Source organism: Streptomyces sp. NPDC033177 (assembly GCF_055577715.1).
On the sequence record NZ_JBVIPS010000005.1, the window covers coordinates 150,848 to 170,315 of the forward strand.

19 protein-coding genes are annotated in these 19,468 nt (G+C 70.5%); 9 read left to right on the forward strand and 10 right to left on the reverse strand.

Annotated elements, in window-relative coordinates:
* Positions 1–122 precede the first annotated feature (122 nt).
* Together ACZ5U5_RS18750 and ACZ5U5_RS18755 are read right to left on the reverse strand one after the other, a co-directional pair.
* Complete coding sequence (locus ACZ5U5_RS18750; RefSeq protein ID WP_469022807.1) at positions 123–1,382, reverse strand: L,D-transpeptidase; 1,260 nt, start codon at positions 1,380–1,382, stop codon at positions 123–125.
* Between the two features lie 251 nt (positions 1,383–1,633).
* Positions 1,634–2,002, reverse strand: coding sequence for a hypothetical protein (locus ACZ5U5_RS18755; RefSeq protein ID WP_469022809.1), 369 nt, complete (start codon positions 2,000–2,002; stop codon positions 1,634–1,636).
* A 110-nt stretch (positions 2,003–2,112) separates the two neighbouring features.
* Between ACZ5U5_RS18755 and ACZ5U5_RS18760 the strand changes: the two genes are divergently transcribed.
* A complete protein-coding gene (locus ACZ5U5_RS18760; RefSeq protein ID WP_469022812.1) occupies positions 2,113–2,436 on the forward strand; it encodes a hypothetical protein in 324 nt (107 codons plus the stop codon).
* 99 nt (positions 2,437–2,535) lie between these two features.
* Positions 2,536–3,315 (forward strand): PepSY domain-containing protein, encoded by a 780-nt coding sequence (locus ACZ5U5_RS18765; RefSeq protein ID WP_469022814.1) that lies wholly within the window; start codon positions 2,536–2,538, stop codon positions 3,313–3,315.
* Between the two features lie 72 nt (positions 3,316–3,387).
* Here the strand turns inward: ACZ5U5_RS18765 and hutH are convergent, their stop codons facing one another.
* From hutH to ACZ5U5_RS18790, 5 genes are all read right to left on the reverse strand, one after another.
* Positions 3,388–4,926, reverse strand: a complete 1,539-nt coding sequence (gene hutH, locus ACZ5U5_RS18770) for a histidine ammonia-lyase (RefSeq protein WP_469023716.1) — start codon at positions 4,924–4,926, stop codon at positions 3,388–3,390.
* A 460-nt stretch (positions 4,927–5,386) separates the two neighbouring features.
* The gene (locus ACZ5U5_RS18775; RefSeq protein WP_469022817.1) at positions 5,387–6,556 is read right to left on the reverse strand and encodes a GGDEF domain-containing protein; all 1,170 of its coding nucleotides are present in this window, start codon (positions 6,554–6,556) and stop codon (positions 5,387–5,389) included.
* A gap of 105 nt (positions 6,557–6,661) precedes the next feature.
* Positions 6,662–7,471 (reverse strand): enoyl-CoA hydratase/isomerase family protein, encoded by an 810-nt coding sequence (locus tag ACZ5U5_RS18780; protein ID WP_469022819.1) that lies wholly within the window; start codon positions 7,469–7,471, stop codon positions 6,662–6,664.
* Between the two features lie 94 nt (positions 7,472–7,565).
* The gene (locus ACZ5U5_RS18785) at positions 7,566–8,744 is read right to left on the reverse strand and encodes an adenylate/guanylate cyclase domain-containing protein (protein ID WP_469022822.1); all 1,179 of its coding nucleotides are present in this window, start codon (positions 8,742–8,744) and stop codon (positions 7,566–7,568) included.
* A gap of 258 nt (positions 8,745–9,002) precedes the next feature.
* Positions 9,003–9,899 carry a biotin--[acetyl-CoA-carboxylase] ligase gene (locus ACZ5U5_RS18790; RefSeq protein WP_469022825.1) on the reverse strand — a complete coding sequence of 299 codons (897 nt, stop codon included), beginning with the start codon at positions 9,897–9,899 and terminating at the stop codon, positions 9,003–9,005.
* A gap of 141 nt (positions 9,900–10,040) precedes the next feature.
* On the opposite strand from ACZ5U5_RS18790, the gene ACZ5U5_RS18795 reads away from it, so the two are divergent.
* The 4 genes from ACZ5U5_RS18795 to ACZ5U5_RS18810 all read left to right on the forward strand — a co-directional run bounded on the left by ACZ5U5_RS18795 (position 10,041) and on the right by ACZ5U5_RS18810 (position 12,830).
* Positions 10,041–11,699, forward strand: a complete 1,659-nt coding sequence (locus ACZ5U5_RS18795; RefSeq protein WP_469022827.1) for an acyl-CoA carboxylase subunit beta — start codon at positions 10,041–10,043, stop codon at positions 11,697–11,699.
* Between the two features lie 35 nt (positions 11,700–11,734).
* Positions 11,735–11,941, forward strand: a complete 207-nt coding sequence (locus ACZ5U5_RS18800; RefSeq protein WP_469022830.1) for an acyl-CoA carboxylase subunit epsilon — start codon at positions 11,735–11,737, stop codon at positions 11,939–11,941.
* Between the two features lie 95 nt (positions 11,942–12,036).
* Entirely contained in the window at positions 12,037–12,165 is a 129-nt protein-coding gene (mmpB, locus tag ACZ5U5_RS18805) for a morphogenic membrane protein MmpB (RefSeq protein ID WP_469022832.1), read from the forward strand.
* A gap of 44 nt (positions 12,166–12,209) precedes the next feature.
* Complete coding sequence (locus ACZ5U5_RS18810; protein ID WP_469022833.1) at positions 12,210–12,830, forward strand: nucleoside triphosphate pyrophosphatase; 621 nt, start codon at positions 12,210–12,212, stop codon at positions 12,828–12,830.
* Between the two features lie 22 nt (positions 12,831–12,852).
* Here the strand turns inward: ACZ5U5_RS18810 and ACZ5U5_RS18815 are convergent, their stop codons facing one another.
* A complete protein-coding gene (locus ACZ5U5_RS18815) occupies positions 12,853–13,329 on the reverse strand; it encodes a hypothetical protein (protein ID WP_469022836.1) in 477 nt (158 codons plus the stop codon).
* Between the two features lie 349 nt (positions 13,330–13,678).
* On the opposite strand from ACZ5U5_RS18815, the gene ACZ5U5_RS18820 reads away from it, so the two are divergent.
* Both ACZ5U5_RS18820 and ACZ5U5_RS18825 read left to right on the forward strand, forming a co-directional pair.
* Positions 13,679–15,451: an acetyl/propionyl/methylcrotonyl-CoA carboxylase subunit alpha gene (locus ACZ5U5_RS18820; RefSeq protein WP_469022839.1), complete on the forward strand. Its 1,773-nt coding sequence runs from the start codon at positions 13,679–13,681 to the stop codon at positions 15,449–15,451.
* 168 nt (positions 15,452–15,619) lie between these two features.
* On the forward strand, positions 15,620–16,267 hold the full coding sequence (locus ACZ5U5_RS18825; RefSeq protein WP_469022842.1) for a TetR/AcrR family transcriptional regulator: 648 nt from the start codon (positions 15,620–15,622) through the stop codon (positions 16,265–16,267).
* Here the strand turns inward: ACZ5U5_RS18825 and ACZ5U5_RS18830 are convergent.
* Together ACZ5U5_RS18830 and ACZ5U5_RS18835 are read right to left on the reverse strand one after the other, a co-directional pair.
* Complete coding sequence (locus ACZ5U5_RS18830) at positions 16,253–17,230, reverse strand: DeoR/GlpR family DNA-binding transcription regulator (RefSeq protein ID WP_469022844.1); 978 nt, start codon at positions 17,228–17,230, stop codon at positions 16,253–16,255. The two genes, ACZ5U5_RS18825 and ACZ5U5_RS18830, sit on opposite strands and share 15 nt — an antisense overlap.
* A 210-nt stretch (positions 17,231–17,440) precedes the next feature.
* The gene (locus ACZ5U5_RS18835) at positions 17,441–18,889 is read right to left on the reverse strand and encodes an NAD(P)H-quinone dehydrogenase (protein WP_469022847.1); all 1,449 of its coding nucleotides are present in this window, start codon (positions 18,887–18,889) and stop codon (positions 17,441–17,443) included.
* Between the two features lie 116 nt (positions 18,890–19,005).
* Between ACZ5U5_RS18835 and ACZ5U5_RS18840 the strand changes: the two genes are divergently transcribed.
* Positions 19,006–19,443: a gamma-glutamylcyclotransferase family protein gene (locus ACZ5U5_RS18840; RefSeq protein WP_344523525.1), complete on the forward strand. Its 438-nt coding sequence runs from the start codon at positions 19,006–19,008 to the stop codon at positions 19,441–19,443.
* Positions 19,444–19,468 lie beyond the last annotated feature (25 nt).

Here is a 19,468-nt window from a genome sequence, read left to right on the forward strand (position 1 = left end):
GAAAAACAGGAAAAAGAAAAGAAGAAGAAGAAAAAAAAAAAACCCCCCCCCCCCCCCCCCCCCCCCCCCCCCCCCCCCCCCCCCCCCCCCCCCCGCGGCTGTGTCTTTACGTGCAGGCTGTCCTAGACGGCCGAACCGGCCTTCCACTGCGCCCAGTCCATGACCCAGCCGTTGAAGCCGTTGTCGGGCTGGACCGTCTTGTCGCCGGTGTTCCGGACGTCCACGACGTCACCGACCATCGAGTTGTCGTAGAACCAGGCGCCCGGGGTGCTCTTGTCGCCCGCGCCCTTGGCGTCTTCCAGACCGACGCAGCCGTGGCTGGTGTTGGCGCCGCCGAAGATGGACTTCGCGCCCCAGTAGTTGCCGTGGATGAACGTGCCCGAGTTCGACAGACGCATGGCGTGCGGCACGTCCTTGATGTCGTACTCGCCCTTGCCGTCGTCGTCCGTGAAGCCGACCGTCGCGCCGTTCATCCGGGTCTCCTTGAACTTCTCGGAGATCACCATCTTGCCGTTGTACGTCTTGTTCTCCGGCGAGCCCGCGGAGATCGGGATGGTCTTGATGACCTTGCCGTCCCGCATGACCTTCATCTGCTTGGTCTTGGCGTCGACCACGGAGACCTGGTTACGGCCGATCTTGAACTGGACCGTCTTCTCCTGGACGCCGGTGACGCCGTCCGCGCCCTCGACACCGTCCAGGGCCAGCTTCATGGTGACCGTGGAGTTGCCCTGCCAGTAGTCCTCGGGGCGGAAGTCCAGGCGGTTGTTGCCGAACCAGTGGCCGACGACTTCCTGGCCGCTGCTCGACGACACCTTGATGTGGGACTGGACGTCCTTCTTGTTCGTGATCGCCTTGTCGAAGTTGATCGACACCGGCATGCCCACGCCGACCGTGGAGCCGTCCTCGGGCGTGAAGTTCCCGATGAAGCTGTTGTTCGGCGAGACCGTCGTGAACTTCGAGTTCTCGTGCGCCTTGCGGCCGTCGGAGTCCTTGGCGGTGGCGGAGATCTTGTACGTGGTCGCACGCTCCAGCTGGCCGCTGGGCTTCCAGCTCTTCTTGTCCGCCGCTATCTGACCCTCGACCGCGGTGCCCGTCTCGGTCGTCATCGTGACGTCCGTCAGGGAACCCTTGCTCACCGAGACCTTGGCCGCGCTGTTGATGCTCGCGTTGTCGGAGCCGTCCTTGGGCGCGATCTTGATGTCGGCCTCGGAGGTCTTCTTGGCGGCGGCCTCGTCGACCTGGTTCTGCGACTCCTTGCCGCCGCCGGCACTCTTGTCGCCGTCGTCGCCGCTGCAGGCCGAGAGCACAAGGACGCCGCCGACCAGAGCGGACACGGCCGCAAGACCCTTGCGCCGTCCGCGCCGCCGCCTACTGTCCGTCATCACACGCTTCTCCATCGTTGCCGAAATCCCCAACACGCCAAGAACGCCGGGAGTCCCCGTAATCCCGCATAACGTCCTGCCCGGTTCGTCCCGTTCCACTTCTGCGGAAGATGTGGGGAACACCACGTCATGCGGTGCGCCGGTGACAGCCGTGCACCTCTGAGACGACGGAACCCCGGGCGGCGGTTGCCGTCCGGGGTCACGGGTTCCGGTTTTTCGGTCCGGTAGACGTACTACTTTCCGTCCACCGCCTACAACCCTCGGCCACCGCCCCCGGCCACAACTTCCCCGGCCGTGTCGTCCTCGTCGTCATCATCCTCGTCCGGGTCCCAGTCCGGCGAATCGGGGTCGTAGTCGATCTGCTCGCTGCTCCAGGAGGCCTGCGAGAGCTCCACTCCCGGCACCTCGCTGACCAGGTCGAAGGGGTCCACCAGATAGGCGAGCGCCTCCGCGTCGTCCTCCTTGACTGCCGTCTCGGCGTGCAGCCGCTCCTCGGCGGGCATGTGCTCGTCCTCCGCGATGCGGCGCAGGGCGGAGGCCGACAACTCGCCGGAGTCGTCGACCTCGACCACCAATTCGACGCGGAGACGGACAAAACGTGATGACTCTGATGTGCTCATGGGTCGGAGCGTACGACCCATGACCCCCGCGACTTTCCCGCGACCCGCGCCTTTCATTACCATCGCCCCACACGGCCAATTCGCCAGCGCCACAAGGGGGATCCGATTCCGTGTCCGCACGTCGATCGCTGCTCACCGCCACTGCCGCCGGGACCCTTCTCGGCGCCCTGTGGTTCGTTCCCTCCGCGAATGCGACGGCGACGTTCAGATCCACGGAGGCCCCTGACTCCTCCCGGGTCGTCCACACCGAACAGCGCCGCGCGACGCCGAGCTCGGAGAACACCGCCGTCGCGGCCTCCGACGACCGCCTCGCCGACACGGGCGCGGGCGTCGACACGACGCCGTACCTGATCGGCGGGACGGCGTTCCTGGGCCTCGGGGCGGGCTTCGTGGCGTTCTCGGTCCGCCGGGAACGGCAGGGCCCGGCTTACTGAGGACCCGCGCACCGGACAGTGGGGCGCACGCCGGGCAGTTGGGTGACCCTGGCCGCGCGGCAACATGGCCGCGCGCGGGTCGCGGGCTAGGCATGCGGTATGAGATTCGAGCCCCGGCACAAGACATCCGCAACCCCCCGCGCCCGCCGTCTTCGTCTCGTCGGCGCCCTGTGCGCCGTCGCGGCCTCGGCGGCGCTGGTGACAGGCTGCGGATCGGACAGCGACAAGGCGTCCTCCGAAGCGACCTCCAAGGCGGCGAAGACCGTCCCGAAGGAGGCGCCGTCGGAGAGTCCCACGAGCAGCGCGGCCCTCACGCAGGACCAGCAGGACCGCAAGGCGCTGCTCGCCGACACCAAGGTCACCTACGACAAGGCCGCCTCCGCCGCGGTGGACAAGGTCCCGGGCGGCAAGCTGACCGACCTCGACCTCGAGGGCGTCGACGACGACAAGGACGACGACGGCGAGGACGACGACACGAGCGCGAGCCCCAGCGCGAGCGCGAGCCCCAGCCCGAGCGGCAGTTCCGCGGGCCCGCAGTGGGTCGCCGAGGTCGCCGAGAAGGACGGCACCGTGCACGACGTCCGCATCGACGCGGTCTCGGGCAAGGTGATCAGCTCCGCCCCCGACAAGGACCAGGACGCCGACGACAAGAAGGAGACGGCCGACTGGCTGGCCCGCGTCAAGCAGACGCCGGAGCAGGCGGCGAAGGCCGCGACGGACAAGAAGAAGGGCACGGTCACGTCGATCGGCCTGGACGACAACGACGACAAGACGCTCGTCTGGTCCGTCGACGTCGTCACCGACGACTGGAACAAGACCGACTTCGACATCGACGCGGTCAAGGGCGGCATCACCCGTGAGCACGTCGACCGCGACTGATCCGCGGTCACGTACGAGGAGGGGTGCCGCCAGGTTCTGGCGGCACCCCTCCTCCACGTACGGACGCCGCCGCTAGGCCAGCGGACCCGTCACCGGCTCGACCGCGGCGAGCAGCGCGCCGGAGCGCACGAACTCGTCCGCCGCCGCCAGGTCGGGGGCGAGGAAGCGGTCAGGACCCGGGCCCTGGACGCCCGCCTTGCGGACCGCCTCGATGACCGCGCGCGTCGCTGGGGCCGGCGTGAGGCCCTCGCGGAGCTCGACCGCGCGCGTCGCGGCGTACAGCTCGATGGCGACGATGCGGGTCAGGTTGTCGACCGCGGTACGGAGCTTGCGGGCCGCCGACCAGCCCATCGACACGTGGTCCTCCTGCATCGCGGAGGACGGGATCGAGTCGGCCGACGACGGCACCGCGAGGCGCTTCATCTCGCTCACCAGCGCCGCCTGCGTGTACTGGGCGATCATCAGGCCCGAGTCCACGCCCGCGTCGTCCGCGAGGAACGGCGGCAGGCCGTGCGAGCGGTTCTTGTCGAGCAGCCGGTCCGTGCGGCGCTCCGCGATGGAGCCGAGGTCGGCCGCGGCGATGGCGAGGAAGTCCAGGACGTACGCCACCGGCGCCCCATGGAAGTTGCCGTTGGACTCGACGCGGCCGTCGGGCAGGACGACGGGGTTGTCGACGGCGGCGGCCAGCTCGCGTTCGGCGACCGTACGGGCGTGGGCGATGGTGTCCCGGCCCGCGCCCGCGACCTGCGGGGCGCACCGCACCGAGTACGCGTCCTGGACGCGCGGCGCGTCGTCCTGGTGGTGGCCGGTCAGGCCCGAACCCGCAAGCACGGCGAGCATGTTGGCGGCGGAGACGCCCTGGCCCGGGTGCGGGCGGATGGCGTGCAGCTCGGGGGCGAGGACCTTGGCGGTGCCGAGGAGCGCCTCGAGGGTGAGGGCCGCAGTGATGTCGGCGGACTTGTAGAGGGCGTCGAGGTCGGCGAGGGCCATCACGAGCATGCCGAGCATGCCGTCGGTGCCGTTCAGGAGGGCCAGGCCCTCCTTCTCGCGCAGCTCGACCGGCGTGATGCCGTGCGCGGCGAGCAGCTCGCCCGCCGGCTTCAGCTCGCCGTCCGGGCCCTCGGCGTCGCCCTCGCCCATGAGCGTGAGCGCGCAGTGGCTGAGCGGGGCGAGGTCGCCGGAGCAGCCGAGCGAGCCGTACTCGTGCACGACGGGGGTGATGCCCGCGTTCAGCACGTCGGCCATGGTCTGCGCGACCTCGGGGCGTACGCCGGTCCTGCCGGAGCAGACCGTCTTGAGCCGCAGGAACATCAGCGCGCGCACGACCTCACGCTCGACGCGGGGGCCCATGCCCGCCGCGTGCGAGCGGACGATGTTGCGCTGGAGCTGGGCGCGGAGGTCCGGGCCGATGTGCCGGGTGGCGAGCGCGCCGAAGCCGGTCGAGACGCCGTAGACGGGCTCGGGCTTGGCCGCGAGGGCGTCGACGATCTCACGCGAGGCAGCAAGAGCGGCCACGGCTTCGCCCGACAGCTCGATACGAGCGTTCCCGCGCGCCACAGCAATAACGTCCACAGCGGACGTCCCGGACGTCTCCAGGACCACGGTATGCATATCCATATTCAGCAGCGTACGGACTGAATCGCCAAGTGTCACGGTCGAATGCGGGGTGAGCCTGTTACGAGCTCGGGAAGCGGGCCCCGTAAGGGGCGCGAGGAACGGCGCGAGCAACCCCCACGGCGGCGCGGATGAGGGGCGCGGGGAACTGCGCGAGCAACCCCTACGACGGGTGCGCCGAGCAACCCACACCAGCCCCGTAAGGGGCGCGGGGAACGGCGCGAGCAACCCCCACGGCGGCGCGGATGAGGGGCGCGGGGAACTGTGCGAGCAACCCCTACGACGGGTGCGCCGAGCAACCCACACCAGCCCCGTAAGGGGCGCGGGGAACGGCGCGAGCAACCCCCACGGCGGGCCCGGCGAACAACGCACACCAGCCCATCCAAGGGGCGCGGGGAACTGCGCGATCAGCCCCCACCGGGCCGCGGTCGACACACACGCCCAGCCCCGCAGAACCTCACCCCCCACCCCCCGGAGCCCCGCGACTTCGCCCCCGAAATCGCCGCCTCTCCCCAGCGGGGCGCGACCCGGCGGAGTCCGCGAGCCGCACCACCGGGTCATCCGCCCCCTCGCGCCCCGCAACCACCGGCTTCGCCGCACGCGCGGCCTTCGCGCGGTACTGGGCCGCGTCCGCGAGGCGGAACAGGCGGCGGGCCGAGCGGACCTCGCCGATCGGGTCCTCCGTGGAGGCGACCCCGCACGCGACCCCCTCCCCCTGCTCCAACTCGGCGGCCCGTACGCACAGTTCATCCGCGACCCGCACCACCTCATCGGCCGAAGGACCCACCGAGAGCAGACAGAACTCATCGCCACCGAGCCGCGCGGCCAACGTCCCCGGCAGCATCGCCCCGCACAGGGAAAGCACCGAGCCGAAACGTTCGAGCAGCCGGTCACCGACCGCGTGCCCCTGGGTGTCGTTGACCCACTTGAGCCCGTTCACGTCGCACACGACCAGACTCACCACGGTCCCGTCCGCCCGGTGCCGCTCCACCGCCTCCTCAAGACGCAGATCGACCGCGCGCCGGTTGGCCAGGCCCGTCAGCGCGTCGGTGAAGGCAAGCCGCCGCGCCTCCTCAAGACGCTCGGTCTGCGCGATGCCCGCCGCGACGACCGAGGCGAGCACCGTCGCGAAGTCCGCGTCCGCGCGGCCGAAGGGCAGCGCCCCCACCGGCCGCGCCACATACAGCTCGCCCCACGCCCGCCCGTGCAGCACGATCGGCGCGACCACGCAGCAGCCACGGCCGCGCCTGCGCAGCGCGGCGACCCGCTGGTGGCAGTAACCGGGGGCCGTGGCCTCCGAGGGCCCCCGCGCCGTCTCGACCCAGGCATGCGGCTCACCCCCGCCCGCCCAGCGCTCGTGCAGGAACTCGGTGATCTCCGGGAACTCGTTCACCGGATACGCCTCACGCTCCGGGAACTCTTCCTCCCCCTCGGCCCGTTCGCCCACGTTCACGAGCACCCTCAGCCGTCCGAGGTCACGCTCCCAGACAGACAGCGCCGCGAAACTCCCGGCCAGCGCACGGCACGCGCCGCGCGCTGCCGCCCGCCAGGACTCACGCGGAGTGTGCGCGGCGGCCATCCCCTGCGCCAGCACGACCACGGCCCGCAGCCGGACATCCTCTCCCATCTCCCTAGGCTAGGAGATATGCGGCATTTTGGGCGTTTGGAACATTACGCAGCGTGTGGGGCAGACGCACCGCCCACCCCGGACGCCCCCTTCAGGAAGCCCCGCTCACTCCCCGGGCCACTGCGGCGTCCGCTTCTCGTTGAACGCGGCGACACCCTCCGCCCGGTCACCGGAGAAGGCCACCGAGCGCCAGGCCGCGTCCTCGACCTCAAGGCCGGTCCGCAGGTCGAGCCCGTGCCCGAGCCGCAGGGCACGCTTGGCGGCACGCAGCCCGACGGGCGAGTTGGCGGCGATCCGCGCGGCGAGCGCGAGCGCCTCCGTACGGTCCTCACCCTCGCCCACCAGCTGGTCGACGAGCCCCAACTCCCGCGCCTCGGCCGCCTCCAGACGCCGCGCGGTGAAGATCAGCTCGGCGGCCCGCGCGGCACCCACACGGCGCGGCAGGAGCTGCGTTCCGCCGCCGCCCGGGATCACGCCGACCGACACCTCGGGGAGCCCGACCACGGCCGTCGGGTCGGCGACGATGATGTCGCAGGCGAGCGCCAGCTCGAAGCCACCGCCGAGCGCGAAGCCGTGCAGGGCCGCGACGGTCGGCACGGGCAGTTCGAGTACGCCGGTGTAGGCGGCTCGTGCCGTGGGCCGCTGGCGCATCAACTCGGCATCGGAGAGGGAATTGCGCTCCTTCAGGTCGGCGCCCACGCAGAACGCCCGCTCATGGGTGGACGTGACGACCACGACGCGGACGTCACGGTCCTCGGCGAGGGCGGCGCACGCCGAGCCGATGGAGCGGGCCATGTCCGTGGACACGGCGTTCATGGCCTTGGGCCTGTCGAGGACGAGCTCGGCGACGTGGCCGTGCCGCCTGACCCCGACAAAATCCCCGTACCGCTGCTCGCCGCCCTGCTCGCCACCCATGACTGCCTCCACGTCCGGTTAACGCCCGTTACCGGGGCGCCCTGCGGATCATGCCACCGCCGCGCGGCAATCGGGTGGGAGGGCGGAAAAAACCTCAGCTCCGCCTGGCCAGCAGCCAGGGCTCGACCACGCCGAGGCCTCGTACGGGCCGCTGCCACATCGGCTGCAGGGCGAAGCGGTAGGAAGGGGGCTCCGTGCCCTCCTTCTCCGCCTGCTCGGCCGCCTCCGCCGCCTCGGTCTCGGAGGCGGGCGCATCGCCCGTCCGCGTCAGTTCCTCGGCGAGCGCGCCGTCCACCAGGACCGCGTCCTTGGGCGCTATCGACGTGAGGCGGCTCGCGAGGTTCACCGTCGTACCGAAGACGTCACCCATCCGCGTGGTGACCGTGCCGAACGCGATGCCGACGCGCAGCTCCGGCATCGTCTCGTCGTTGGCCATGGTCTCGATCAGCCGCAGCGCGATCTCCGCGGCGACGCCCGCGTCGTCGGCGGCGTACAGCACTTCGTCGCCCAGCGTCTTGATGAGCCGTCCGCCGTGCGCGGCAACAAGATCCGCCGCCGTGGTCTCGAAGGCCTCGACGAGCTCGCCGAGTTCCTCCTCCTCCATGCGCCGGGTCAGCCGCGTGAAGCCGACGAGGTCGGCGAATCCGACGGCGAGGCGCCGGTCGACCATCTCCTCGTCGTCCGCGGCCTGCACGACCCGTCCGGTGGCGGCGGCGAGCTGGCGGCGCCACACGTAGACGAGGAACTCCTCCAGCTCGGGCAGGAGCAGCTCTATCAGCGGATACGTGACCTCGGTGCGCGTCATGCCCGGCTCGGGCGGCTCCGTCAGACCCTCAAGGAAGGAGTCGATCTGCCATTCGGCCAGGCGGGCGGTGGTCTGCCCGGTCGAACGGGCCACCTGCACCGCCATCGCCTCGCTGAGCAGTCCCGCCTCGACGAGGCCCGCGAGGCGGCGCAGCGCGAGTACGTCCGCCTCGGTCAGCGCCTTGGCCTGGCCGATGTCGGGAAAACCCATGGCCCGCCAGAAGCGGGAGGCCAGCTCCATGGACACGCCCGCGCTGCGGGCCGCCTGGAACGGGGTGTAACGGCGGTCCGCGCCGAGGATCAGCCCTTCGAGGCGCAGGGCCAGGGGGTCCTTCTCCGGATCCCCCGGCTTCTCGTCCCCGGAGTCCATCGAGTCGAACGCGTCTGTGGCGGCCCCTGCGGTACGTCCGGGCTCACCGTCGGGGCCGGGGGATGCACCCGTACCGGAGCCCGTGTCGTCGACGGTCACGCCTGCTGCCCTTCCGATCTGCCGCGGTCAGGTATCGACCGGCGCCAACTTTACGGCAGGTGTGCCGTGGCTCACGCCTTTCTCGGGCGGGGGCGCCTTGGACAGCGCTTTCCCCTCCGGGGTGGGCGCGAAATCCCTTTTCCCGCCCACCCGCCCGTTTGCCCCGCAGCCTCACCTGCACGAACGAGCCTTTCCCACCCACCCGCCCGATCACCCCGCAGCCACCCCAGCGCGAACGAGCTTGCCCCGCAGCTCCCCCTACACCCCCCTCAAATGCACCACATCCCCCGCCCCCACCGGCTCCTGTACCCCTTCGCCGGTGGCCAGGACCAGGCGTCCGTCGCCGTCCACCGCCACCGCCTCCCCCGTGATCGACCGATCACCCGGCAGCTCTGCCCTGACCTTGCGGCCCAGCGTCGCGCAGCCCGCGGCGTAGGTCTCCTGGAGGCGGGAGGCCGCCGGGTCGCCCTCGGCCGCGCGCCAGTCGCCGTACCACTGCTCAAGAGAACGCAGCACCGCCCGCAGCACCGTGTCCCGGTCGGTGCTCGCCGCCCCGGCGAGCGCGAGAGACCCGGCCGTGGGCACCGGGAGTTCGTCCGCGCGCAGCGTCACGTTGATGCCGATGCCGACCACGACGCCCCCGCCGTCCCCGGAACCCGCGCGCTCGGCGAGGATGCCGCCGGCCTTGCGCTCCTCTCCGGCAACCGTCACCAGCAGGTCGTTCGGCCACTTGAGGGCCGTGTCCACCCCGGCCGCCCGCGAGAGGCCCGTGGCGACGGCGACCCCGGTCAGCAGCGGCAGCCACCCCCAGCGCGCGACCGGGACCGCGGGTCCCGGCTTCAGGAGCACCGAGAAGAAGAGGCCCGAGCGGGCCGGCGCCGACCAGCGGCGGTCGAGGCGGCCACGCCCCGAGCTCTGCTCCTCGGCGACGAGCACCGCCCCTTCGGGCAGCTCGTCCGCGCGGGCGGCCAGATCCGTGTTGGTCGACCCCGTCGCGGGCACCACCTCCAGGGAGGTCCACAGACCGCCGTCCCGCAGCAGCGCACGCCGCAGCGACGCGGCGTTCAGGGGCGGCCGGTCGAGGTCGGACCACCGGCCGTCACCCGTACCGGAAGGAGTGTCCGAAGGGTCGTCTGAAGCATCTCGCGGCGTCATGCAAGCCACCTTAGGTGTGGTAAACGCCGCACTGCTGAACCGTATACGCGCCGCTACCCTACGAGTCAGTAGCAAGCCAAGACACCAGCCAAGACGCAAGCCGCCAGTCGCCCCTTTGAGCAGGCAGGGAGCCACATCCCTATGTCCGAGCCGGAAGAGCCCAACGTGCCCGTGCAGAGCGCCGCAAGCGATACCTCCGCCACCACCGCCACACCGGAGGCAGGTATCGACATCCATACGACTGCGGGCAAGCTCGCTGATCTGCAGCGCCGCATCGAGGAGGCCAAGCACGCCGGTTCGGCCCGCGCGGTCGAGAAGCAGCACGCGAAGGGCAAGCTGACGGCGCGCGAGCGCGTCGAACTGCTCCTGGACGAGAGCTCCTTCGTCGAGTTCGACGAGTTCGCGCAGCACCGCTCGACCGACTTCGGCCTGGAGGCCAACCGCCCGTACGGCGACGGGGTCGTGACCGGTTACGGCACCGTCGACGGCCGCCCGGTGGCCGTCTTCTCGCAGGACTTCACCGTCTTCGGCGGTGCGCTCGGCGAGGTCTTCGGCCAGAAGATCGTCAAGGTCATGGACTTCGCCCTGAAGACCGGCTGTCCGGTCGTCGGCATCAACGACTCCGGCGGCGCCCGCATCCAGGAGGGCGTCATGGCCCTCGGCATGTACGGGGAGATCTTCCGCAGGAACACCCACGCGTCCGGCGTGATCCCGCAGATCAGCCTGGTCGTCGGGCCCTGCGCGGGCGGCGCGGTCTACTCGCCCGCGATCACCGACTTCACCGTCATGGTCGACCAGACGTCGCACATGTTCATCACGGGCCCCGACGTCATCAAGACGGTCACCGGTGAGGACGTCGGCTTCGAGGAGCTCGGCGGCGCCCGTACGCACAACAGCACCTCCGGTGTCGCCCACCACATGGCGGGCGACGAGAAGGACGCGATCGAGTACGTCAAGTCCCTTCTCTCCTACCTGCCTTCGAACAACCTCAGCGAGCCGCCCGCCTTCCCCGAGGAGGCGGATCTGGAGCTGACGGACGAGGACCGCGAGCTCGACACCCTCATCCCGGACAGCGCCAACCAGCCGTACGACATGCACACGGTGATCGAACACGTCCTGGACGACGCCGAGTTCTTCGAGACGCAGCCGCTGTTCGCGCCGAACATCCTCACCGGCTTCGGCCGGATCGAGGGCCGCCCGGTCGGCATCGTCGCCAACCAGCCGACGCAGTTCGCCGGCTGCCTGAACATCGACGCCTCCGAAAAGGGCGCCCGCTTCGTCCGCACCTGCGACGCGTTCAACGTCCCGGTCATCACCTTCGTCGACGTGCCGGGCTTCCTGCCGGGCGTCGAGCAGGAGCACACGGGCATCATCCGCCGCGGCGCCAAGCTGATCTACGCGTACGCCGAGGCGACGGTCCCGCTGATCACCGTCATCACCCGCAAGGCGTTCGGCGGCGCGTACGACGTCATGGGCTCCAAGCACCTGGGCGCCGACCTCAACCTGGCCTGGCCGACCGCACAGATCGCGGTGATGGGCGCGCAGGGCGCGGTGAACATCCTGCATCGCAAGACCATCGCCGCGGCCGAGGCATCGGGCGACGTGGAGGCCACCCGCGCCCGCCTGATCCAGGAGTACGAGGACCGGCTGCTCAACCCGTACACGGCTGCCGAGCGCGGTTACATCGACGCCGTGGTCATGCCGTCGGAGACTCGCTCCCATCTGGTGCGCGGCCTGCGTCAGCTGCGTACGAAGCGGGAATCCCTTCCCCCGAAGAAGCACGGCAACATCCCTCTGTAGACCGTGCCGCAGCGAGGAGAGCGAGGAGTCCGTTAATGATCAAGGTCGTACGGGGCAATCCCACCCCGGAGGAGCTGGCCGCCGCGCTCGCGGTGGTCCAGGCGCGCGCCGCGGCGGTCGCGAACCAGCCGTCCGGCGCGCCCACGGTGCTCGACGCGTGGGCGGACCCCGCCCGGGTGGCCCGCCACCGGCTGCCCGCACCCGGGCCGACGACGTGGGGCCGCAGCTACTGGCCCGGCTGAGCCGGGCGGCACAACCGGGAATGAGTGAGACGGGCCGGGGCGCCTGAGTACGCGTACTCAGGCGCCGCGCCGTCACCGCGCGCACTATCGATTGCATGCTGTGGTCTGACCCGGAGGACAACCCGCCAAAGGACATGCGGGACATGCAGGCGAAGATGCGCCGTGCGGGGCTCGTCCTCGCCCTGGCCATGGTCATCGCGATGTTCGTCCTGGGCATGCACTAGAGACGTCCGCCGACGCATCCGGCGTGGCTCGCTAACCTGACCGCATGAGTGATCAGCCCCGACAGCCCCGCCGCCTCGTCCTCGCCTCCAAGTCCCCCGCCCGGCTCGGCCTCCTGCGCCAGGCCGGTCTCGCCCCCGAGGTGATCGTCAGCGGGGTCGACGAGGACGCGATCTCCGCACCCACGCCCGCCGAGCTCGCCCTGGCCCTGGCCGAGGCCAAGGCATCGGTCGTCTCGGCGCGCCCGGAGGTAAAGGGCGCCCTGGTCATCGGCTGCGACTCGGTCCTCGAACTGGACGGTCAGGCGCTCGGCAAGCCCGCTGACGCCGAGGAGGCCACGGCCCGCTGGAAGGCGATGCGCGGACGCGCGGGCGTCCTGCAGACCGGCCACTGCGTGTACGACACCGCGGCCGACCGCCATGTGTCGGCGGTCGCGTCGACCGTCGTCCGCTTCGGGGACCCTTCCGACGAGGAGATCGCCGCGTACGTGGCGAGCGGCGAACCCCTGCACGTGGCGGGCGCGTTCACGCTCGACGGACGCTCGGCCCCCTTCGTCGACTCGATCGAGGGCGACCACGGCAACGTCATCGGCCTCTCGCTGCCGCTGCTGCGCCGCCTGTTGTCCGAATTGGGCGTCGGGATCACCGAGTTGTGGGCGGCCGAGTAGGACCGCGCCGCCTCAGGGACGCTCAGGCGGGCTGTGGGGCGCCGTTCTCCGGAGCGGCGCCGCCCGCTGACCCGTTGCCGGTGCGCGGCTCGTCGGCGACCCCGCCGGGCTTCCTGTCGTACGCCACGAGCGTCAGGACGATCAGGCCGAGCACGACCATCATGAAGACGAAGGCGGGCCAGCCCACCAGGCCCACCGAGAACGCCCCGAGCAGCGCGTGCACCACGGCGGCGCTGATCAGCAGCAGTCGGCCGAAGCGGCCGGGCGCGCGGTCGCTGATCCCCGAGCGCGCCATGACGACACCGCACAGCGCGAGGTAGAGGCCGAAGACTCCGCCCGCGATCCACGTCGAGACGGACATCGCGTGCGGGTCGAGCCCGGCGAGGGACATGTCCTGCTTGTTCACGACAAGCCCGAGGAACCAGTTGAGGAGTGCGATGCCCACCGCCTCCACCAGGAGCACGATCGCGCCCACCAAGGCCACCGGTCTACGCGCCACGGCGCCCACCCTCTTCCACTGTTACCGCCAGTACGTGCCAGACATCGCGAACGCTACTAACGGGTAAACCGGGGGACAAGGGCCTGGCCGATGGCAAAGAATCATTGGGCCATTCGTAGGGACTCCACAAAGATTGGCCCCCTGCCGCAGCACGCTCTCACAGAGACCTTGGCCACACCGGGACGTTAGTCTGCCCGTAAGGGACCCTGCGTACCGTGGTGCGACAAGGGATTTCGCGGTACGGGCAGGCCCGGATCACGCTCCGTGTGGGCAAGCTCACCATTGGGGACGGGTCGAAAGGTCGTGTCGGCAGTCCCTAAACTCGGCTTGTTTCAAGGAGGGAGCCATCGTGCGCAAGGTGCTCATCGCCAACCGTGGCGAAATCGCTGTCCGCGTTGCTCGGGCATGCCGGGATGCAGGGATCGCGAGCGTAGCCGTCTACGCAGATCCTGACCGGGATGCTCTGCATGTACGTGCGGCAGATGAGGCGTTCGCGCTGGGCGGTGACACTCCGGCCACCAGCTACCTGGACATTTCCAAGGTGCTGGCTGCGGCCAAGGACGCGGGGGCGGACGCGGTCCACCCCGGCTACGGCTTCCTTTCGGAGAACGCCGACTTCGCGCAGGCCGTACTGGACGCGGGCCTGATCTGGATCGGCCCGCCGCCGCAAGCAATCCGTGACCTCGGTGACAAGGTCGCCGCCCGGCACATCGCGCAGCGCGCGGGCGCCCCGCTGGTGGCCGGTACGCCGGACCCCGTCAGCGGATCCGACGAGGTCGTGGCCTTCGCCGAGGAGCACGGCCTGCCGATCGCGATCAAGGCCGCCTTCGGTGGCGGCGGGCGCGGTCTGAAGGTGGCCCGGACCCTCGAAGAGGTGCCCGAGCTGTACGACTCCGCGGTGCGCGAGGCCGTCGCCGCCTTCGGCCGCGGCGAGTGCTTCGTGGAGCGTTACCTCGACAAGCCGCGGCACGTGGAGACGCAGTGCCTGGCCGACAAGCACGGCAACGTGGTCGTCGTCTCCACCCGTGACTGCTCGCTCCAGCGCCGCCACCAGAAGCTGGTGGAGGAGGCCCCCGCGCCGTTCCTGAGCGAGGCCCAGAACGCCGAGCTGTACGCGGCGTCGAAGGCGATCCTGAAGGAAGCGGGCTACGAGGGCGCCGGCACCGTCGAGTTCCTCGTCGGCACCGACGGCACGATCTCCTTTCTGGAGGTCAACACCCGTCTCCAGGTCGAGCACCCGGTCACCGAAGAGATCACCGGCATCGACCTGGTCCGCGAGATGTTCCGCATCGCCGACGGCGAGGAACTGGGCTACGGCGACCCCGAGATGCGCGGCCACTCCTTCGAGTTCCGCATCAACGGCGAGGACCCGGGCCGCGGCTTCCTGCCCGCCCCCGGCACCGTGACCGAGTTCGCCCCGCCGTCGGGTCCGGGCGTGCGCCTGGACGCGGGCGTGGAGTCCGGCAGCGTCATCGGCCCGGCGTGGGACTCGCTCCTCGCCAAGCTGATCGTGTCCGGTGCGACGCGCCAGCAGGCCCTGCAGCGGGCCGCGCGCGCCCTTGAGGAGTTCACCGTGGAGGGCATGGCCACGGCCATCCCGTTCCACCGCGCGGTCGTCAAGGACCCGGCGTTCGCCCCCGAACTGACCGGCTCCACCGACCCGTTCACGGTCCACACCCGCTGGATCGAGACCGAGTTCGTGAACGAGATCCCCGCGTTCTCCGCGACGGCGGACGCCGAGACGGACGAGGAGCCGGGCCGCGAGACGGTGGTCGTCGAGGTCGGCGGCAAGCGTCTCGAGGTATCGCTCCCCTCCTCGCTTGGCATGACCATCGCCCGCACGGCAGCGGCGGGCGGGGCCCGCCCCAAGCGCCGCGCGGCGAAGAAGTCGGGCCCGGCGGCCTCCGGCGACACCCTCGCCTCTCCGATGCAGGGCACGATCGTCAAGATCGCTGTCGAGGAGGGCCAGGAGGTGCAGGAGGGCGACCTGGTCGTCGTCCTGGAGGCCATGAAGATGGAACAGCCCCTCAACGCGCACCGCTCGGGCACGATCAAGGGCCTCACGGCGGAGGTCGGCGCGAGCCTGACGTCCGGCGCGGTGATCTGCGAGATCAAGGACTGACTCGCAGAGCAATACTGTCTGCTGGCCGGGCCGGAGCATCCGGCCCGGCCAGCGAAGTATCCAGCCCGTCCGGCGTTTGAGGACGAACTCGGCGAAGCCGGTGACAGACGGTGCGCGAGCTTCGGGCAGACTTGAGGCACGCGTACGTTCAGGTCAGGGAGGCCCGCCATGGCAGAGGCAGAGAGCCCGCAAGAGCGCCCCCGCTTGAAAAGAGCGGACGCGCGCCGCAACTACGACCGTCTCCTCGCAGAGTCCCGCAAAGCCTTCGCAGAGCACGGCACAAGCGCCTCGCTGGAAGAAATCGCCCGCCACGCGAACGTAGGCATCGGCACCCTCTACCGCCACTTCCCCAACCGGCACGCCCTGATGAGCGCCGTCTTCGAAGAGGCGGTGAGCGACCTCCTGGACCGCTCCAGCGCGCTGCTCGAAGATCCGCAGCCCTGCTCGGCCCTGGTGACCTGGCTCCGCGCCATCATCACTCATGCGGGTGAGTACCGCGGGCTCTCCCGCGCCCTCATGTCGGCGTCGCACGACGACAGTTCGGCACTCTCCCGATGCAACAGGCCCATGCGTGAGGCGGGCACGGCCCTGCTCCTGCGGGCCCAGGAGGCCGGCGCCGTACGCCAGGGCGTCTCGATCGGCGACCTGATGCAGCTGACCAACGCGATCGCGCTGGCCGCCGAAGAGACCCCCGACGAGCCCGAGTTGGCCGACCGCCTCCTGATGCTGACCCTGCGCGGCCTGAAGGCCGAAGGATCGGCACCCGAAGACCGCGGTCCGGCCCCGGCGGCCACGGCCGGTTCAGCGGCGGCGTAGATCCGCCACCCGCGCGGCCCGCTCCCCGGGCTGCTGCTCCCCGAGCACCGCACTGCGCAACTGCGCCCCGGGCCCTGCCCCGTGACCGCCGTGGTTACGGCGCTGTCCCGGCAGTGGCACGTCCCGGCGCGGTTGCCGCGCCGGGACGGAATCCACCCCCGGCCCGGAGTTGGAGCTCGCGGCCCCGCCGGCGACGGCGATCTGCACGCCCTGATCGGCCAGGGCCTGCAGCTCGGTGGCCGCGCGGTCGTCGTGCGTGGGCGGTTCGTCCGTGACCAGGCGCGTGATGACGTCCGTCGGCACCGTCTGGAACATCGTGTCGGTGCCGAGCTTGGTGTGGTCGGCGAGGACCACGACCTCGGCCGCGGCCTGGACGAGCGCACGGTCCACGCTCGCCGAGAGCATGTTGGACGTGGAGAGCCCGCGTTCGGCGGTCAGACCACTGCCCGACAAGAAGGCGCGCGAGACCCGCAAGCCCTGCAGGGACTGTTCGGCCCCGCTGCCCACGAGCGCGTAGTTGGAACCGCGCAGGGTGCCGCCGGTCATGACGACCTCGACGCGGTTGGCATGAGCCAGGGCCTGCGCCACCAAAAGGGAATTGGTGACGACGGTCAGACCGGGCACCCGCGCGAGCCGTCGGGCCAGCTCCTGCGTGGTCGTACCCGCCCCGACGACGATGGCTTCGCCTTCTTCGACGAGTCCCGCCGCGAGATCGGCGATGGCCGTCTTCTCGGCGGTCGCGAGATGTGATTTCTGCGGAAAGCCGGACTCCCGCGTGAATCCGCCCGGCAATACCGCACCGCCATGTCTGCGGTCGAGGAGTCCTTCTGCCTCCAGCGCGCGCACGTCCCGCCGTACGGTCACTTCGGAGGTCTGGACGACGCGGGCGAGCTCCCGGAGCGATACAGCTCCGTTGGCTCGCACCATTTCGAGGATCAATTGGCGACGTTCTGCAGCGAACACGAAACTGACAGTAACCCCAACGACCGTCTGCTTTCAGCAGTTTGCGCCGAATTACAGAAGTTGTTCGCACGACAGGGTGGGAAGTGGTATAGGTGCCTACTCCCCCCGCCTATGCCGGGCGAATGGGCGACAACAGCCCGTGACCTGCGCGGAGTTCTTACCCCGGACCGGCTCCGATCATTCGGCGTTCAACCGACGATCGGTCCGCGATCAGGCTTCGCCCGCCGACTTCCGCGTGTGGAGCTGACGCGCGACCTCGGCGATCGAGCCCGAAAGGGATGGATACACGGTGAACGCATTCGCGATCTGCTCGACCGTCAGATTGTTGTCGACCGCGATCGAGATGGGGTGGATCAGTTCCGAGGCGCGCGGCGCGACGACCACACCGCCCACCACGATGCCCGTACCCGGACGGCAGAAGATCTTGACGAATCCGTCGCGAATGCCCTGCATCTTCGCGCGCGGGTTGCGAAGGAGCGGCAGCTTGACGACGCGGGCGTCGATCTTGCCGCCGTCGACGTCTGACTGGCTGTAGCCGACGGTCGCGATCTCGGGGTCGGTGAAGACGTTCGACGAGACGGTCTTCAGGTTCAGCGGCGTCACCGCGTCGCCCAGGAAGTGGTACATCGCGATGCGCCCCTGCATGGCGGCGACGGAGGCCAGAGCGAAGATCCCGGTCACGTCACCGGCGGCGTACACGCCCGGCGCGGAGGTGCGCGAGACCTTGTCGGTCCAGATGTGCCCGGAGTCCTTGAGCCGGACCCCGGCCTCCTCCAGGCCCATTCCGCTGCTGTTGGGGATGGCACCCACGGCCATCAGACAGTGCGTGCCGGAGATGACGCGGCCGTCGTTGAGCGTCACCTCCACGCGGTCGCCGACCCGCTTGGCGGAGGCGGCACGCGAGCGGGACATGACGTTCATGCCGCGGCGCCGGAAGACGTCCTCCAGGACGGCGGCGGCGTCCGGGTCCTCGCCGGGCAGCACGCGGTCGCGGCTCGACACGAGCGTGACGTTCGACCCGAGCGCCTGGTAGGCGCCGGCGAACTCGGCACCGGTGACACCGGAGCCGACCACGATGAGCTCCTCGGGGAGCTCGTCCAGGTCGTACACCTGGGTCCAGTTCAGGATGCGCTCGCCGTCGGGCTGGGCGTCCGGGACCTCGCGCGGGTGCCCGCCGGTGGCGATCAGCACGGCGTCGGCCACGAGGGTCTCCTCGGTGCCGTCGGCCGCGCGCACGATGACCTTGCGCGAGCCGTCGGTGTCCTGCTGGCCCTCCAGGCGGCCACGGCCGCGCAGCACGCGCGCGCCCGCACGCGTGACGGACGCGGTGATGTCGTGGGACTGCGCGAGCGCGAGGCGCTTCACACGGCGGTTGACCTTGCCGAGGTCGACGCCGACGACGCGGGCGGGGGTGTCGATGTGCGGGGTGTCGTCCGCGACGATGATGCCCAGTTCCTCGTACGAGGAGTCGAAGGTGGTCATCACCTCGGCCGTGGCGATCAGAGTCTTGGACGGGACGCAGTCGGTGAGCACCGACGCCCCGCCCAAGCCGTCGCAGTCGACGACGGTCACCTCCGCGCCGAGCTGGGCGGCAACGAGTGCCGCCTCGTATCCGCCGGGTCCGCCGCCAATGATCACGATCCGAGTCACGTACTCCATTGTCCCGCACGCTTCAAGGTGCTTCGCCCCGGGGGCTCCATCCGGCCGTTCTGCCTACTGGAGGGGCCTGTGCGCACCGGAGGGACGCACGCGTCACCTGCCGTACCCTCGACCACATGTCGCTCTACGCCGCGTACGCCGGCAATCTGGATCCGCGGCTCATGTCCCGCCGCGCCCCGCACTCGCCGCTGCGCCAGACGGGCTGGCTGAACGGCTGGCGGCTGACGTTCGGCGGGGAGCACATGGGGTGGGAGGGCGCGCTTGCCACCATCGTGGAGGCGCCGCGCTCGCAGGTCTTCGTGACGCTGTACGACGTCGCCCCCATGGACGAGGACTCCATGGACCGCTGGGAGGGCGTGGGGCTCGACGTCTACCGCAGGATGCGGGTGCGGGTGCACACCCTGGACGGCGAGGAACCCGCCTGGGTGTACGTACTCAACGGGTACGAGGGCGGCCTGCCGTCAGCGCGTTATCTGGGGGAGCTGGCTGACGCGGCGGAGACCGCGGGGGCGCCGCACGACTATGTGATGGAGCTCCGCAAGCGCCCTTGCTAGGCGCCGCTCCCCTACTGCTCCCTCC